This window comes from Nocardioides sp. PD653-B2, from assembly GCF_002117935.1.
In the GTDB taxonomy this organism is placed as follows: domain Bacteria; phylum Actinomycetota; class Actinomycetes; order Propionibacteriales; family Nocardioidaceae; genus Nocardioides.
In genome coordinates, this window is the sequence record NZ_BDJE01000048.1 from 41,351 (window position 1) to 58,102 (window position 16,752).

Sequence of the window (16,752 nt, forward strand, 5' to 3'; positions counted from 1 at the left end):
CGCTGGCGCGCTGGGGTGAGTGTCTGCGTACGTTTCCCGACATGGCAGATGTGAACGGCGTCACAGGTGTCCGGGACCTGGCGGAGGGCACGCCGGCCGGCACGCATCGGGTGCATGCGCCGGACAAGCCGGCCGACGGAGCCCGCTCCGACCCCTCGGACTCGCGGCAGGCGGGACGCAGCACCGTGGCCGGTCCTCCGCGCGGGATCCTGCGTCTCGGCCACGTCGACGTGACCGTCACCGACCTCGACCTCGCCACGGCGTACTACACCGGCGTCATGGGGATGGAGATCAGCGCCCTCACCCAGGACTCGGTCTACCTGAAGTGCTGGGACGAGGAGGACCACCACTCACTACGGCTGCGCTACGCGCCCCGGGTGGGGATGGACCTGATGTCGTTCAAGGTCCACCACGAGGACGACCTCGCGGACCTGGAGACCAAGGTCTCCCGGTACGGCTTCCCCGTCGAGCGGATCAGCAAGGGGGAAGCCCTGGGCCAGGGCGAGTCCATCCGCTTCTCCACGCCGAGCGGGCACGTCATGGAGCTGGTCGCCGACGTGGAGAAGCTGGGGACCTCCCGGCCGCGGCACCTGCCCGACCCGGGTACCGACGAGCAGCCCTTCCCGCGCGACAAGATCTGCCCGCCACGGATGGACCACATGCTGATCAACGCCGAGGAGGTCGGCGAGTCCACGCGCTTCTTCATGGACGTGCTGGGCTTCCGCATCACCGAGCAGCTCCTCGACGGCAACGGGCACCAGCTGGGCACCTGGCTGGAGCGGTCACACTCTCCCCACGACCTGGCGATCGTGCACGGTCCCAACGGCGGGCTCCACCACTTCGCCTACTGGCTCGACGACTGGGACGACGTCCGGGATGCCGCGGACGTCCTGGCCTACAACGGCATCCAGCTCGACGTGGGTCCGACCCGGCACGGCATCACCCGTGGTTCGACCATCTACTTCTTCGACCCGCTGGGCACCCGCAACGAGGTCTTCACCGGCGGTTACCGACCTGATCCCGACTTCCCGACCCTGACCTGGACCGAGGACAACATCGGTCGTGCCGTCTTCTACTACGAGGGCCAGGTCAACGACCGATTCATGAAGGTGCACACCTGATGACGATCCTGCGCCTCTCCCACGTCGAGATCCGGGTCCCTGATCTCGAGCTGGCCACCGCCTACTACGCCGAGGTCATCGGCATGGTCGAGACCGGGCGGGACTCCTCCCGGGTCTTCTTGAAGTGCTGGGACGAGCACCAGCACCACAGCGTCGTCCTGACCATGGAGCCCACCCATGGCCTGAACCACTTCGGCTTCAAGGTCACCGACGCCGAGGATCTCGACCTCTACCAGGAGCGCCTGGAGGCCGCGGGGGTGTCGGTACGCCGCTACGCCGCCGACGAGTGGGCGCCCGGCCATGGGACGTCGATCCGCTTCACGTTGCCCAGCGGCCACGAGATGGAGCTGGTCTACGGCATGCAGCAGGTCGGGAACCTGCTCCCGCAGACCAACCCCCCGCCGCGGCCGATGGGCCTGGTCGGGATTGCCCCGCCCCGGGTCGACCACGTCTTCCTGACCGCCGAGGAGGTGGACACCAACACCCGCTTCCTCACCGAGCACCTCGACTTCCGTCTCACCGAGCAGATCCTGGGGGACGACGGCTACCAGATCGCCAGCTGGCTCGAGGTGTCCCACCGATCGCACGACATCGCGTTCATCACCGGCCCCAACCGGGGACTCCACCACTTCGCGTACTGGGTGGACGCGTGGAGCGACCTGCGCGACGCGGCCGACGCCTGCATCTACCACGGGGTCAACATCGAGACCAACCCCACCCGCCACGGGGCGACGCGCGGGCAGTGCCTGTACTTCTTCGACCCGGTCGGCAATCGCAACGAGATGTTCACCGGCGGCTACTGGGTCGACCCCGGCGCCGAGCCGGTCACCTGGACCGAGGCCGAGATGGGCCGGGCGATGTTCTACTACGACGGCGTCGTGAACCAGCAGTTCCTCACGGTGCACAGCTGAGGGCCTGCACATGACACCCGAGAAGCCCACCGCTACGTCTTCGCTGCCGCGAACCGAGCGCCCGGATGCCCCCGCGTACCTGACCCGCCATCAGGCGCGTCGCGCCGCGCCGGCTACCGCGCCCGGCGAGCAGGAAGAGCACGACGAGTCCGTCCCGCTCTACCTGCGGCAGTTCCGCGGTCGGGGCACCGGCACCGACCCGGTGCTGCACGACGGCAACGTCGTCGGCACGTCGCGCGCCTGGGCCGAGGTGACCCGCACCAAGGAGATCGTGCCGGAGCGTCGGGACCAGCTCGCCGACATCGACTGCGACATCTACCTGGTCCGGCACGGCGAGACCCAGGGCTACTCGTCCGAATCGGGGCTGACCCCGCTGGGCTCCTGGCAGGCGCACCGGCGCGGTCAGGAGCTGGCCCGACGGGTCACCGACCGCATGAAGGTCGAGATGTTGTGCGCGCCGACGAACCGGGCGCGCCAGACCGGCGAGCACCTTCGGCGTGGCCTCCTCGACAACGTCGAGCTCTACGGTCGTGGCACGCCCGACATCGGTCACCTCCACGACGACCGGAACTTCCGCAACTTCGAGGTCGCCACGCCGGAGGGCCCGCGAGACGTCACGAGCGCCTTCCGGACCTACCACCGGGAGATGGAGAAGTACGAGCGGGTCGGTCTCGGCGAGCGCCCCGGGTGGCTGGTCGACGTCGACCGGTTCTGGGGCATCCAGCAGGGCGGCGGTGACCCGATCACGCATTGGCTGACCATGCCGATGATGTACTTCGAGCCCCCGGTGTCGTGCGTCCGCCGCTTCTGGCGGGGCATCCTCGAAGCCCGGGCGAGCACGCAGGCGCGGGCCATCGTCGTGGCGACCCACTCCGGCCCGATCCGCGCCTTCGCCACGTCGGCCATGGGCTATGACCCCGGCGAACCGTTCAACACCGAGTTCGTGCGCGTCCGGGTCGTGGCCGGCGGCACCACCGCGCTGGTCCTCTACCGCAACCGGGTCCAGGAGGTCGTCATCCCCGACCTCGAGGCCCTGCCCCCGAACTCCGACCCCCGCTTCCAGGAGTGAACGAGATGTCTGAATGCCCCAGTGCGATCCCGTTCGGCACCCTCACGACGGAGCACCATCCCCGCGTCGGTGGCAAGTGCGCCTCGCTCGGCACGATGAGCCAGGCCGGCCTGCCGGTGCCCCCCGGGTTCGCGGTGACCACCCGGGTCTTCCGCGACGCCAAGGCCCACTCGGGGTCGGAGCACCGGCTCGTCGAGATCGTCGACGGCGCGCTCGACGGTCTTGCGGTCATCACCCAGGACGCGCTCGAGGAGGTCGCGGCGCAGGCGAGAGAGCTGCTGATGACCTGGGAGATCCCGGAGGAGCACGAGACGCGGATCCGCCAGATGTACGACGACCTCTGCAGGTTGTCGGGCCTGGAGGACGTGCCCGTGGCGGTCCGTTCCTCGTCGACGGCGGAGGACTCTCCCGATGCGTCGTTCGCGGGTGAGCACGACACCTACCTGTGGGTCTGCGGCATCGAGGACGTGCTGGAGAAGATCCGGTGTTGCTGGGCGAGCCTCTACACCGGGCGCGCCATCATGTACCGGCACGAGCTGGGCTACGACCACGACAAGGTGGACATGGCCGTGGGCGTGCAGAAGATGGTGCGCCCGCGCGCCGCCGGTGTCGCCTTCACCCTGGACCCGACCAACGGCGACCGGTCGGGCATCTGCATCGACGCCGCCTGGGGCTTCGGTGAGGGCGTCGTCTCCGGAGACGTCACCCCGGACAACTTCCTGGTCGACAAGGTGATGTGGTCGATCAACCGGCGCACGATCAGCCCGAAGACGCACGCGCACCTGCTGACGGAGGTGGAGGGCTCCGGCCACCCCAGGGTCAGCAGGGTGCCCGTGCCGGAGGACCGGGTCAACGCGCCGTCCCTGACCGATGAGGAGATCCTCACCATCGCCCGGCTCGCCCGGGCTGCGGAGAAGCACTACGGCTGTCCCCAGGACATCGAGTGGGCCGTGGACGACGACCTCCCGGCCGGCCAGGACGCGGTGCTGCTGCAGGCGCGCCCCGAGACCGTCTGGAGCAAGAAGCACCACGCCGTCGGGGCCAAGCCCGATCCGATGGCCTCCATCGTCGACACGCTCGTCAATCCCCTCTACGCGAAGAGGCGGACCCAGCCGGCCTGACTCGGGATCAGGGCACGCCCGCACGCGGGTGGAAGAAAACCCGTTCCATCAATGCGCTTCACCTGACCCTGAGGAGGTCACCATGGCCGACCGTTTCCCGAGCCCCTTCGACATTTCGACGCCGGACGGTGCGGAGGGCTGGCAGGAGCTCTACACCTACTCGTCGCTGTTCGGTGAAGAACGACGTGACTACGAGGACGCGGCCTTCTGGTTCCACGACGGCGTCCACTGGCCGGAGGCGCTCACGCCGTGGGACACCACGTTCATGGAGTTCGCCATCGCCTCGCTGTCGCAGTACAACACCCGGCACTACCTCATCCCGCCGGCGTACGGCGTGGACTTCCGCATCCTCAACGGCTACGTCTACCTCAGCCCGGTGCCGGCTCCGGCCGAGGAGATCGAGGCGCGCGTGCCGCTGTTCATGGAGCGGGCCGGCTTCTACTTCGCGAACTGGGACCGCCTGTACGACGACTGGCTGGTCAAGATCCGTGACCTGGTCAAGGAGATGACCGAGCTGTCGTTCGTCTCGTTGCCGGACATGGAGGAGATGGAGGTCATCACCTCCGGCGCCGGCAAGGGATCCGGCAACGAGCTCCTCGCCTCGTACCACCGTCTGCTCGACCTGTCCCTGACCCTGTGGCAGTACCACTTCGAGTTCCTCAACCTCGGCTACGCCGCCTACCTCGACTTCTTCGGGTTCTGCAAGGCCGCCTTCCCCTCCATCCCGGACCTCGCCATCGCCAAGATGGTCGCCGGCGTCGACGTCGACCTGTTCCGGCCGGACGACGAGCTGAAGAAGCTCGCCCGGCTGGCGGTGTCCTCCGGGGTCGACGGCCGCTTCGACGCAGGTGACGTGGCGACGGTCTGGGAGAAGCTGGAGTCCGACGAGGCGGGGCGAGCCTGGATCGCCGAGTGGGAGAGGGCCGCGGAGCCCTGGTTCAACTTCTCGACCGGCTCGGGCTTCTACCACTCCGACAAGATCTGGATCGAGAACACCGAGGTCCCGGTGGGCTACATCACCGACTACATCGTCAAGGTCAAGGAGGGCGTCGACCTCGACCGACCGGTGGATGCCCTCCACGTCGAGCGGGACCGGGTCGTCGGCGAGTACCGCGAGCTCCTGGACTCCGACGAGGACCGGGAGGCGTTCGACGCCAAGCTCGGCCTGTCGCGCACGGTGTTCCCGTACGTGGAGAACCACAACTTCTACGTCGAGCACTGGGCGCACTCGGTGCTCTGGCGCAAGATGCGCGACCTGGGCAAGGTCCTCGAGTCGGCCGGGTTCATCGCGGACACCGAGGACGTCTTCATGTTCAAGCGTTCCGAGCTCGCCGACGTGCTGTGGGATCTCTACGCGGCGTGGGCGGTCGGCGCGCCGGCGCGTGGGCCCGGGTACTGGCCGGGGGAGATCCAGCGCCGACGCACCATCCACCAGGCGCTCAAGGAGTGGTCGGCCCCCCCGGCACTCGGCATCCCGCCGGAGGTCGTCACGGAGCCGTTCACGGTCATGCTCTGGGGGATCACGTCGGACTCCGTGTCGGCCTGGCTGAACTCCGGCGAGGGCGATGACGAAGGGGTCCTCAGTGGTTTCGCCGCATCCCCGGGGCTGGTCGAGGGACCTGCCCGGGTGATCTTCTCCGCCGACCAGATCGGCGAGATCGAGGACGGCGAGATCCTGGTGGCCCCCCTGACGGCGCCCTCGTGGGCGCCGATCTTCGGCAAGATCAAGGCCACGGTGACCGACGTCGGCGGGATGATGAGCCACGCGGCCATCGTCTGCCGCGAGTACGGGCTGCCCGCCGTCACCGGCACCGCGTTCGGGACGAAGACCATCAAGACCGGCCAGATGCTGCGGGTGGACGGCAACACCGGCAAGGTCACGGTCCTCGACAGCTGACCCACCGCCCACAGCCACGATTCCTGGAGAAGGAGACACGTCATGCTCACGGTCGAGCAGAACGAAGAACTGACGAGCGTCGGTCCCGGCACTCGCATGGGCGAGCTGCTGCGCCGCTACTGGTACCCCATCGCGTTCGAGCAGGACTTCGACACGAGGCCCAGCAAGACCGTGCGGTTGCTGGGCGAGAACTGGACGCTCTACAAGACCCCGTCCGGCAGGTACGGGATCATCGGCGAGGCGTGCCCGCACCGCCGGGCGTCACTCACGTACGGCGTCGTGCACGAGGACGGCATCCGGTGTGGCTACCACGGCTGGAAGTACGACTTCGACGGGCAGTGCGTCGAGCAGCCGGCCGAGAACGACAGCACCACGTTCCGAGACAAGATCAAGGCCAAGGCGGGCTCCGCCCAGACCATGGGCGGGATGGTCTGGGTCTACGTCGGGCCCGCGCCGGTGCCGGAGCTGCCCCGCTTCGACGTCTACGTCCTCGACGGCATCCGCGACGTCGGCGTGGCGACGCTGCCGTGCAACTGGTTCCAGATCATGGAGAACTCGGTCGACCCGCACCACGTCGAGTGGTTGCACGGTGCCTACTTCGAGTTCCTCGGGCAGACCCAAGGTTTCGAGGCGCCCAAGTCGTTCCAGAAGAAGCACATGAAGGTGTCCTTCGACGAGTTCGAGTACGGCATCATCAAGCGCCGGGTGCTCGAGGGCCACTCGGAGTCCGACGACGACTGGGCCGTCGGTCACCCGCTGATGTTCCCCTACGGCATGCGGGTCGGGGGTCAGTGGATCGACCAGATGCAGATCCGGGTCCCGATCGACGACACCACGACGTGGAAGCTCTTCTACTCCCTCCACCACCCCGAGGGCGGCACCTGGGAGAAGCAGGACCGCCCCGTCGTCTACGAGTACGAGTGGATCGACGCGAACGGCGAGTTCATCACCGACTACGTCGAGGGCCAGGACGTGATGGCCTGGGTCTCCCAGGGTGCGATCACCGACCGCACGCAGGAGCATCTCGGCCGCTCGGACCAGGGCGTCGCCATGCTGCGAAAGATGTTCAAGGAGGCGATGGCCGCCGTCGAGGACGGGGAGGACCCGCCCGGCGTCGTGCGCCGGAAGCACGACGTGATCGACCTGCCCTGCGAGAAGGACAAGTTCGGTGCGGGCACGGCGTTCACCGACCAGTGGATCAACGGCGGCTCGATGAAGTACAGCCCGATCCGCGAGCAGCTGCTCGCGCTGCACCGCGACGCGGCAGCGGCACGCGAGAAGGCCGGGTCCGGTGCGTGACATCCACGAGGAGGCACGGCGTGCGGCCCACCACGGGCCGATGCCGCAGCTCCCTCCCGATCCGCATCGCCTGCCGCCACCGGGTGACTGGTTCGCGTCCGACGCGGCCCACCATCTGCTCGACCGGCCGAAGTTCTGCCCGCAGTGCTCGGCCTCGCTGGAGCGGGGCCTGATCTCGGAGTGGTGGAGCGGCGAGGACCGGATCTTCCTGACCTGGTGCGCCGAGTGCCGCTGGACCGGCAACGTCGTGCTGTTCTCCCGCGCAACCATCGAGGAGCCGGAGCACTGATGACGTCGCCTGCCCTGGTGCTGGACTTCGGCGGCCCGGTGCTGCTGACCCCCTTCGAGCTCGTCGCGGACGAGCCGGGCACGCCGGCGTACGGGCTGCTCCACCTCCGTGGCCCGCTGGCCACTCCGGAGAAGCCCGACCCGGTGTGGGAGGACCTGCAGGAGGGGCGGATCACCGAGCGTGCCTACTGGGCCGCCCGGGCGGAGCAGTGGCACGAGGAGGGGGGCCATGAGCCCGACATCCGGGCGATGATCGCGCACCTCTACAACCCTCCGCGACCCGAGCTGGTGCGCGAACAGGCCCGCAGCCTGGTCCGGGACGCGCGGGCGGCCGGGCTCCCGGTCGGGATCCTGACCAACGACCTCCGGGCCTTTCACTCCGATGACTGGATCGAGAAGATCGAGATCGTGGGCGACGTGGACGTGGTCGTCGACGGGTCCGTCGAGGGGCACCTGAAACCCGCGCCCCGGCTCTACGAGCTGCTGTCCGAGCGGCTCGGGGTCCCCTACGGCGACATGGTCTTCCTCGACGACCAGGCCACCAACATCCGCGGTGCCGAGGCCCTCGGGATCCCGTCGGTGTGGTTCGACGTCGTCGACCCCGACAGGTCCTTCTCGGAGGTCCGCAAGCTGCTCGGCCTGCCCCCTGAGGTGCCCGGTGGTTGAGCAGCGCGAGCTGCGGGTCACGCAGATGACCCTGGAGGCCGAGGGGGTGCTCTCCCTGCGACTGTCCAGGATCGAGGGCAACAAGCCGTTGCCGGCGTGGGACCCCGGCGCCCACATCGACGTGTACGTGCCGGACGGGACGACGCGGCAGTACTCCCTGTGCGGCGATCCGCGCGACCTCTCGTCCTGGCAGATCGCCGTGCTGCGAGAACCTCAGGGTCGCGGCGGCTCTGCCTTCATCCACGACGAGCTCCGGGTGGGCGACCGGCTGCTGGTGACCCGGCCGAAGCAGAGCTTCGCGCTCGAGGAGGCGCCCTACCACGCGCTGGTCGCCGGCGGTGTCGGGATCACGCCGATCATGGCGTTCGCCGAGCACCTCGACCGGGAAGGCCGTCCGTTCCGGCTCACCTACGGCGGGCGCACCGAGGCGTCGATGGCGTTCGGGGAGCGGTTGCGCCTGCTCGGTGACCGGGTGACGTTCCTCGCCGAGGACCGCGACGGCAGGCCGGATCTCGACACCGTCGTCAAGCAGCTGCCGGACGGCGGCCTCATCTACGTGTGCGGACCCCTTGCGCTGCTGCAGGCGGTGCAGGTGGCGGCCGAAGCCGCGCACGGGCCAGACCAGGACCTGGTGCGGTTCGAGCTGTTCAGCAGGACCGGTGTGGAGCCCAGGCAGCCCGTGCCGCTCGACGGCGACAGCTATGAGCTGGTGTTGGCGCGATCGGGGCACAGCCTGCGGATGGCTCCCGACGCCAACATCCTCGAGACCGTCCTGGCCCTGGGGATCGAGGTCGAGAACGACTGCCGTGACGGGATCTGCGGGTCTTGCGTCACCTCGGTGCTGTCCGGGACCGTCGACCACCAGGACCTGGTGCTGACCAGGAAGGAGCAGGCGGCCATGGACAAGATGATGATCTGCTGCTCGAAGCCGATCTGCGACCGTCTGGAGCTGGACCTGTGACGGACGGTGCCATGGACGATTCGACCCGGGTCGAGGCCGCTCGGCTGCTGCTCGACGCCTACGCCACGGGCCGGCCGATCGCCCCGCTCACCTCGACCTACGAGAGCATGTCCCTGGAGGACGCCTACGCGATCCAGCTCCTCCAGGTCGAGGACCGCCTCGCCGGTGGTCGCTCGGTCAAGGGCCACAAGGTGGGGCTGACCAGCGCCGCGATGCAGCGTCTGCTCGGGGTCGGCGAGCCCGACTTCGGCCACCTGCTCGACGACTTCTTCCACCTCGAGCACGAGCCCATCCCCATGGACGGGTTCCTCCAGCCCCGGATCGAGCCGGAGGTCGCGTTCATCCTCAAGGCGCCGCTTCGCGGGCCGGGCGTGACGGTCCAGGAGGCGATCGCCGCCGTCGACTTCGTGCTGCCGGCGCTGGAGATCGTCGACAGCCGGGTCGAGGACTGGAAGATCGGGCTCTTCGACACGGTCGCCGACAACGCCAGCTCCGGCGGCGTCGTCCTGGGTTCGACGCCGACACCGCTCCACGAGCTCGACCTGCGCCTCGTGGGAGCGGTGATGACCCGCAACGGGGTCGTCGTGGGCACGGGGGCGGGGGGCGCCGTGCTCGGGTCCCCGATGTCCTCCCTGGTCTGGCTCGCCAACACGGTGGGTGCTCGGGGGGTGACGCTCGAGCCGGGCCACGTGGTGCTGCCCGGCGCCGTGTGCGCCATGGTGGCCATCTCCCCGGGCGACACCGTCACGGCGCGCTTCAGCGGACTCGGCAGCGTCACCGCCCGGTTCGCGGAGAACTGAGAGGACTGACATGACCAGGACCAAGGCTTCTGCGGCGATCGTCGGGCCCGGCAACATCGGGACCGACCTGATGTTCAAGCTGATCCGTCGCAGCGAGATCATCGAACCCCGGTACATGGTGGGGGTCGACCCCACCTCCGACGGCCTCACCCGGGCCCGGCGACTGGGCCTGGAGACCAGCGCAGGAGGTGTCGACTGGCTGCTGTCCCGAGACGAGCTGCCCGACATCGTCTTCGAGGCCACCTCGGCCAAGGCACACGTGGCCAACGCTCCCCGCTACGCCGAAGCCGGCATCCTGGCGGTCGACCTCACGCCGGCCGCCGTCGGCCCCTACCTGTGCCCGCCGGTCAACCTGTCCTTCAACCTCGACGCGACGAACGTCAACATGATCACCTGCGGCGGCCAGGCCACCGTGCCGATGGTGAACGCGGTGTCCTCGGTCGTCCCGGTGCCGTACGCCGAGATCGTGGCCTCCGTCTCCAGCCGCTCGGCCGGGCCGGGCACCCGGGCCAACATCGACGAGTTCACCGAGACCACGGCCGCCGCCGTCGAGGAGATCGGCGGTGCCGAACGGGGCAAGGCGATCATCATCCTCAACCCGGTCGAGCCGCCCTTGATGATGCGCAACTCCGTCTTCTGCGCGATCCCGGAGGAGGCGGGGGAGCCCGGCGCCCTCCAGGACCGGATCCTCGAGTCGATCCACGCGATGGTGCGCAACGTCCAGGAGTACGTCGCCGGCTACCAGCTCCGGTCGGACCCCCAGTTCGACCCCGCCCGGCCCGCCTGGAGCGGCCAGGCACGGGTGTTCGTCCCCATCGAGGTCAGGGGCAGCGGTGACTACCTGCCCGACTACGCAGGGAACCTCGACATCATCACCGCGGCCGCGGCACGCGTCGGCGACCTGCTCGTCGCCCACCGGCTGGGCACCGCGACGTCGTGGAAGTCCACAGCCGAGCTGGGCGATCCGGCGTCCGACACGACCGCACCCGAGAAGGCAGGTGTCTGACCGTGGGCGACATGACGATCCGGCCGGAGGACCTCCCGGTCGTCGGCCGCGAGGTGACCGAGACCGAGGTCCTCGAGCACGTGGGCTCCGCCGGCGGTCCGACGGACCTGCGGATCACCGACTCCACGCTGCGAGACGGCTCCCACGCGATGAGCCACCAGTTCACCGAGGCGCAGGTGCGTGGTGTCGTCTCCGCGTTGGACCGCGCCGGCGTGCAGGTGATCGAGGTGAGCCACGGTGACGGGCTCGGCGGCTCGAGCTTCAACTACGGGTTCAGCCTGGTCGACGAGCTCGACCTCATCGCCGCCGCGGTGGACGAGGCCGCCCGGGCCAAGATCGCGATCCTGATGCTGCCCGGCCTGGCCACCGTCAAGCACCTGAAGCGGGCCCAGGCGGTGGGCGCCTCGGTGGCCCGGATCGCCACCCACTGCACCGAGGCGGACGTGTCCATCCAGCACTTCGGGGAGGCGCGGTCCCTCGGCATGGAGACCGTGGGGTTCCTGATGCTCGCGCACCGGGCTTCCCCCGAGGTGCTGGCCGAGAATGCCCGCACCATGGTCGACGCCGGAGCCCAGTGCGTCTACGTCGTCGACTCCGCGGGCGCCCTCGTGCTCTCCGACGCCCAGGAGCGGATCCAGGCCGTCGTCGACGAGATCGGCCGCGACGGTGCCCAGGTCGGCTTCCACGGCCACCAGAACCTGAGCATGGGTGTGGCGAACTCCGTCCTGGCCTACCAGGCGGGCGCGAAGCAGATCGACGGTGCGCTGTGCGCGCTCGGGGCGGGTGCGGGGAACTCTCCCACCGAGGTGCTCGCCGCCACCTTCGAACGGTTGGGGATCAGGACCGGTGTCGACCTGGGGGAGGTGCTGTCGGCCGCCGAGGAGGTCGTGCGTCCGTTCATCCCGCGACTGCCCTGGATGGATCGTTCCTCGATCACCCAGGGCTACGCGGGGGTCTACTCGTCGTTCCTGCTGCACGCCGAACGCGCCGCGGAGCGGTACGCCGTGCCGGCGCACGCGATCCTGCAACGCGTCGGCGAGCACGGGTACGTCGGCGGCCAGGAGGACATGATCATCGACATCGCGCTGCAGCTGGCCGAGGAGCAGTCGCTCGGTGACCTGGCCGCGGTGGGGGTCCGCTGATGGCCGCCGGGACCGGAGGACCGGCGCCGGCGCCGCCCGGCGGCTGGGACGTCGAGACCGCGGCGGCCGAGCTGCTGAGGTGCGAGGACGAGCGGATCGAGCGGCCGCCGTTCACCGACGAGTGGCCCGGGCTCGACCTCGACACCGGGTATGAGATCCAGGACGTCAACCTGCGCAAGCGACTCGAGCGCGGCGAGACGCTGGTCGGGATCAAGCTCGGTCTGACCAGTCGCGCGAAGCAGCAGCGCATGGGGGTGCACTTCCCGTTCGTCGCCTGGTTGACGGACGCGATGATCCTGCCGGTCGGCGACCCGGTGCCGCAGTCGCGGCTGATCCACCCGCGGGCCGAGCCCGAGCTCGTCTTCGTGATGGGGGACCGGCTGGCGGGCCCCGGGGTGAGCTGTGCCCAGGCCATGTCGTGCGTCGAGTCGGTCTGGGGAGGCGCGGAGATCATCGACTCCCGCTACCGCGACTTCCGGTTCACGGCCGGTGACGTCGCAGCCGACAACGCGTCCTCGGGAGCGTTCGTGACCGGACCGATCGGGCTGCCGCCGTCCGAGCTGGACCTGTCCCTCGAGGCCGTGCTGGTCGAGGTGGACGGCGTGGTCGTCGACTCGGCCACCGGCGCAGCGGTCCAGGGACACCCCGGCGAAGCGCTGGCCCTGGCAGCCAACGATCTCGCCCGTCGTGGGCACGCGATCGAGCCGGGCTGGATCGTCCTCACCGGCGGCATGACCGACGCGGTGTTCGCGCCCCCGGGTTCCTCGATCGCGATGCACTTCACCCATCTCGGTTCGGTGTTCCTCAACGGCGGGAAGGTCTGACGCGATGCCCATGATCGAAGTGACCCTGGTGGAGGGGCGCACGGCCGAGCAGCTGCGGGCCCTGATCAGCGGCCTCACCCGGGCGGCCTGCGAGGCGGTGGGCGCGCCGCTGGAGAACGTGCGGGTCGTCGTCCGAGAGGTTCCTGCCACGCACTGGGCGGCCGGTGACGTGACGATCGCCGAGAGAGCAACGCGCGAAGGGGATGCGCCATGAGCGACCTGGAGTTCTTCGGGCACGTCATCGACGGGGAGGAGACACCGTCGGTCGACGGCTCCACGTTCGAGGTGTGGAACCCCTGGACGCGGGAGGTGTGGGCCGAGGCTGCGGAGGGCGGGCCCGACGACGCAGCCCGCGCGGTGGAGAGCTCACGACGGGCGTTCGACGAGGGCCCGTGGCCGCGGATGGGGCGCGCCGAGCGTGCGGCGGCCATCCACCGCCTCGCCGACCTCCTGGAGGAGCGAGCAGACGATCTGGCCGCCCTGGACACGCGGAACATGGCCAAGCCGTTCGCCCAGGCACAGCACGACGTGGCCCGGTCGGTGTGGAACTTCCGGTTCTTCGCCGACCACCAGCGCGACCACTGCGGCGAGGTCTACCCGATGGACTCCGGGCACCACTCCTACAGCGAGTACGGACCGGCCGGCGTCGTCGCTGCCATCAGCCCCTGGAACTTCCCGCTGATGATGGCGAGCTGGAAGGTGGCGCCGGCGATCGCCTAGGGCAACACCTGCATCATCAAGCCTTCGGAGGACACCCCGGCCTCGGTCACTCTCATGGGCAGGCTCGCGACGGAGGCGGGGCTCCCGCCGGGCGTCATCAACGTGCTCAACGGACACGGCGACCCGGCGGGTGCGGCTCTGGTGGCGGACGACCGCGTCGACCGGGTGACGTTCACCGGGTCGTCGGCGACGGGGAAGCGGGTGATGGCGGCAGCCGCCGCCCATCTGGCGCCGGTCTCCCTGGAGCTCGGCGGCAAAGGGGCCAACATCGTCTTCGAGGACGCCGATCTCGGCAACGCGGTGCGCTGGACCGTGGAGGCCATCTTCCGCAACTCCGGTCAGGTCTGCCTGGCGGGCTCCCGGCTCTACGTGGCCTCCGGCATCTATGACGAGTTCATGGCGCTGTTCGTGGCGGCCGCCGAGGCACTCCCGATCGGTGACCCGTTCGACCCGGGGACACGATTCGCCAGCCTGGCCAGCAAGAAGCACTTCGAGAAGGTGTCGTCGTACGTCGACGGGGTCGACCTCGAGGGGGGGAAGATCCTGACCGGCGGGGTCGACGAGGACGGCCGGTGGCTCGTCAGACCTACGATCGTCACCGATCTGCCGCTCACGGCTGCGGCGTACTGCGAGGAGATCTTCGGGCCGGTGTGTGTCGTCAACCGTTTCGAGTCGGAGGACGAGGTGGTGGGTCTCGCCAACGACACCCGCTACGGCCTGAACGCCATGCTCTTCACCGAGAACCTCTCGCGCGCACACCGGGTGGCGTCTCGGCTGCGAGCCGGGACCGTCTGGGTGAACTGCTTCTTCATCCGCGACCTGCGCACGCCCTTCGGTGGCGTCGGCGACTCGGGCGTCGGACGCGAAGGTGGCAACTTCAGCCGAGAGTTCTTCACCGAGCCGAAGGCGATCGTGATGCAGATCGATCGGTAGGAGTCAGCGCAGCGCGTCGGTGCCCCACATCGGCGAAGGGCCCTCGAGAGTATGAGTCGCAAGGGCCCTTCTGGTGGTCGGTACCGGTGACGCTCCCGATCGGCGACTCTTCTCCTCCGGTCCCGGCGGCCTCGTCACCTTGCCGCCGCGGAGGGTCACCCCTCCGTGTGGACCTTCTCTTCCGAGTCGTCCCGATCCCCCTTGCGGGGGTTCGTGAGAACAGTTCTACGCCCGGCCCTGGGCCGGGACAAGGGACTTTGGTCCCTGTCTTCCGGGGCTCTGCGTGCTCGTCCGCGACGCGGCCACCAGCTCGTGACGAGCGACCGTGACGCGGTGTGCACGTGCGCCGGTCGGCTACGGTCTGAGAGATGGAGCGGGTCCTTCTCCTGGCTGCCGCCGGGCTGGCGCTGTGGGCGATGAGTTGCCTGGTGATGGTGCTCGTCGCATCGCGGCTCCCGGACGGGTTGATGCGCCAGGTCGCCGAGTTCCTCCCGTCCTGCGTCTCGACGGCGCGCACCCTGCGGAAGGATCCGGCGGTGCCGCGTCGCGCGAAGGTCGCCCTGCTCGTGGCGGTGCTGTGGGTCGTGTCGCCGATCGATCTCCTGCCGGAGTTCCTCCCGGTGATCGGGCCGCTCGACGACGTGGTGGCCGTGATCCTGCTGCTGCGCTACGCGGCGCGCAGCATCCCGCGCGACACCCTCCTCGCCGCCTGGCCGAGCGACCCGACGCTCCTCGAACGCCTCCTCGGCCCGGGGCGGGCGCCGTCGTCGTCGTCGAACACCTGACGACGAACCGGTCGGGCCTGCTCCGCGGAGTCATCCGGTCCGCCGGACCCGCCGCGGTGCCGGCTGGGGAGGTGCCGGGAGCCGGCCGAGGTCCCTTGCCCGCAGGGGCGATGCCGGATACTGACGGGGTGCCACGGACTCGCTGTTACCGCAACGGGGTCTTGACGGATGAGGACTTCGCGCTGGCCGACGTCGCGGAGCATCTCCGCGACGACTCGGCCGTGGTCTGGGTGGACCTGTGTGCACCTGATGCGGCGGACCTCCAGCTGGTGGCGGACGAGCTGGGGCTGCACCGCCTGGCCGTCGAGGACGCGACCCAGGGCCACCAACGACCCAAGGTCGACTGCTATGCGGGGCACGACTTCCTCAGCGCCTACTCGGTGCGCCTCGACGTCGAGTCCGGCGAGCTGGTCACCGCCGAGATCGCGGCGTTCATCACCCGGGCTGCGCTCATCACGGTGCGCCGCGACGACTCGTTCTCCATCACCGGGCTGGTGAGTCGCTGGGACGACGACGTCGACCTGACCAAGTACGGCGTCGGCGCCCTCGTGCACGGCCTGCTGGACTTCGTGGTGGACGGGCACTTCGAGGCGGTGGAGTCGCTCGACGACCAGATCGAACAGCTCGAGGACCTCCTCTTCGACGACCGCCCACACGACCAGGACGTCCAGCGCCGCAGCTTCGAGCTGCGCAAGAGCCTGGTCAAGGTGCGTCGGGTGGTGCTTCCCATGCGAGAGGTCGTCAACACCCTGATGCGGCGCGACGTCGGCTTGGTCACCGAGGAGCTCATGCCGTACTACCAAGACGTCTACGACCACGTCCTGCGCGCCACCGAGTGGACCGAGAGCCTCCGAGACCTCGTCAACACGATCCTCGAGACGAACCTGACGATCCAGGGGAACCGGCTCAACATCATCACCAAGAAGGTCACCAGCTGGGCCGCGATCATCGCAGTCCCCACCGCGATCACCGGCTTCTACGGCCAGAACGTCCCCTACCCCGGCTTCGCCAACGGTTCGGGCTTCCTCACGTCGAAGGCCCTCATCGTCGCCCTCTCCGGCGCCCTCTTCATCACGTTCAAGCGCAAGGACTGGCTCTGAGGGACGCGTCCGATGGCAGTGTCGCACCCCGTCTCGGAGAGCGCGACGGGTAGGTGACGTCGGCCCTGCGGTGGGCCGGTGGTCGCGAACGCGGTGCACGACCAGAGTG

The 16,752-nt window shown here is 69.3% G+C and carries 16 protein-coding genes and 1 pseudogene; all 17 read left to right on the forward strand.

Features of this window, described 5'->3' with window-relative positions; translation table 11 throughout:
- Positions 1 to 41: 41 nt before the first annotated feature.
- On the forward strand, positions 42 to 1,121 hold the full coding sequence (locus PD653B2_RS20440) for a catechol 2,3-dioxygenase (protein WP_085874260.1): 1,080 nt from the start codon (positions 42 to 44) through the stop codon (positions 1,119 to 1,121).
- Positions 1,121 to 2,032 carry a catechol 2,3-dioxygenase gene (locus PD653B2_RS20445; protein WP_085874261.1) on the forward strand — a complete coding sequence of 304 codons (912 nt, stop codon included), beginning with the start codon at positions 1,121 to 1,123 and terminating at the stop codon, positions 2,030 to 2,032. The genes PD653B2_RS20440 and PD653B2_RS20445 overlap by 1 nt, the downstream gene beginning before the upstream one ends.
- A gap of 10 nt (positions 2,033 to 2,042) precedes the next feature.
- Positions 2,043 to 3,101: a histidine phosphatase family protein gene (locus PD653B2_RS20450; RefSeq protein WP_085874262.1), complete on the forward strand. Its 1,059-nt coding sequence runs from the start codon at positions 2,043 to 2,045 to the stop codon at positions 3,099 to 3,101.
- Positions 3,102 to 3,106: 5 nt separating this feature from the next.
- The gene (locus PD653B2_RS20455) at positions 3,107 to 4,222 is read left to right on the forward strand and encodes a PEP/pyruvate-binding domain-containing protein (protein ID WP_085874263.1); all 1,116 of its coding nucleotides are present in this window, start codon (positions 3,107 to 3,109) and stop codon (positions 4,220 to 4,222) included.
- A gap of 82 nt (positions 4,223 to 4,304) precedes the next feature.
- On the forward strand, positions 4,305 to 6,119 hold the full coding sequence (locus PD653B2_RS20460; protein ID WP_085874264.1) for a PEP-utilizing enzyme: 1,815 nt from the start codon (positions 4,305 to 4,307) through the stop codon (positions 6,117 to 6,119).
- A 42-nt stretch (positions 6,120 to 6,161) separates the two neighbouring features.
- The gene (locus PD653B2_RS20465; protein WP_085874265.1) at positions 6,162 to 7,418 is read left to right on the forward strand and encodes an aromatic ring-hydroxylating dioxygenase subunit alpha; all 1,257 of its coding nucleotides are present in this window, start codon (positions 6,162 to 6,164) and stop codon (positions 7,416 to 7,418) included.
- On the forward strand, positions 7,411 to 7,707 hold the full coding sequence (locus tag PD653B2_RS20470) for a hypothetical protein (protein ID WP_207559272.1): 297 nt from the start codon (positions 7,411 to 7,413) through the stop codon (positions 7,705 to 7,707). The genes PD653B2_RS20465 and PD653B2_RS20470 overlap by 8 nt, the downstream gene beginning before the upstream one ends.
- Positions 7,707 to 8,372 carry an HAD-IA family hydrolase gene (locus PD653B2_RS20475; protein WP_085874266.1) on the forward strand — a complete coding sequence of 222 codons (666 nt, stop codon included), beginning with the start codon at positions 7,707 to 7,709 and terminating at the stop codon, positions 8,370 to 8,372. Before PD653B2_RS20470 ends, PD653B2_RS20475 begins: the two co-directional genes overlap by 1 nt.
- Positions 8,365 to 9,333: a PDR/VanB family oxidoreductase gene (locus tag PD653B2_RS20480; protein WP_207559271.1), complete on the forward strand. Its 969-nt coding sequence runs from the start codon at positions 8,365 to 8,367 to the stop codon at positions 9,331 to 9,333. The genes PD653B2_RS20475 and PD653B2_RS20480 overlap by 8 nt, the downstream gene beginning before the upstream one ends.
- 11 nt (positions 9,334 to 9,344) lie before the next feature.
- Entirely contained in the window at positions 9,345 to 10,133 is a 789-nt protein-coding gene (locus PD653B2_RS20485; RefSeq protein WP_085874294.1) for a 2-keto-4-pentenoate hydratase, read from the forward strand.
- Between the two features lie 10 nt (positions 10,134 to 10,143).
- Positions 10,144 to 11,139 (forward strand): acetaldehyde dehydrogenase (acetylating), encoded by a 996-nt coding sequence (locus tag PD653B2_RS20490; protein ID WP_085874267.1) that lies wholly within the window; start codon positions 10,144 to 10,146, stop codon positions 11,137 to 11,139.
- Between the two features lie 11 nt (positions 11,140 to 11,150).
- A complete protein-coding gene (gene dmpG, locus PD653B2_RS20495) occupies positions 11,151 to 12,281 on the forward strand; it encodes a 4-hydroxy-2-oxovalerate aldolase (RefSeq protein ID WP_085874295.1) in 1,131 nt (376 codons plus the stop codon).
- Positions 12,281 to 13,105 carry a 2-keto-4-pentenoate hydratase gene (locus tag PD653B2_RS20500; RefSeq protein ID WP_085874268.1) on the forward strand — a complete coding sequence of 275 codons (825 nt, stop codon included), beginning with the start codon at positions 12,281 to 12,283 and terminating at the stop codon, positions 13,103 to 13,105. The genes dmpG and PD653B2_RS20500 overlap by 1 nt, the downstream gene beginning before the upstream one ends.
- Positions 13,106 to 13,115: 10 nt before the next feature.
- A complete protein-coding gene (locus PD653B2_RS20505) occupies positions 13,116 to 13,319 on the forward strand; it encodes a tautomerase family protein (protein ID WP_207559270.1) in 204 nt (67 codons plus the stop codon).
- Positions 13,316 to 14,758 (forward strand): annotated as a pseudogene (locus PD653B2_RS25765) (aldehyde dehydrogenase). Before PD653B2_RS20505 ends, PD653B2_RS25765 begins: the two are co-directional and overlap by 4 nt.
- A 368-nt stretch (positions 14,759 to 15,126) precedes the next feature.
- Positions 15,127 to 15,543, forward strand: coding sequence for a YkvA family protein (locus PD653B2_RS20515; protein WP_085874270.1), 417 nt, complete (start codon positions 15,127 to 15,129; stop codon positions 15,541 to 15,543).
- Positions 15,544 to 15,704: 161 nt separating this feature from the next.
- Positions 15,705 to 16,643, forward strand: a complete 939-nt coding sequence (locus PD653B2_RS20520) for a magnesium transporter CorA family protein (protein WP_242665369.1) — start codon at positions 15,705 to 15,707, stop codon at positions 16,641 to 16,643.
- Positions 16,644 to 16,752: the final 109 nt, after the last annotated feature.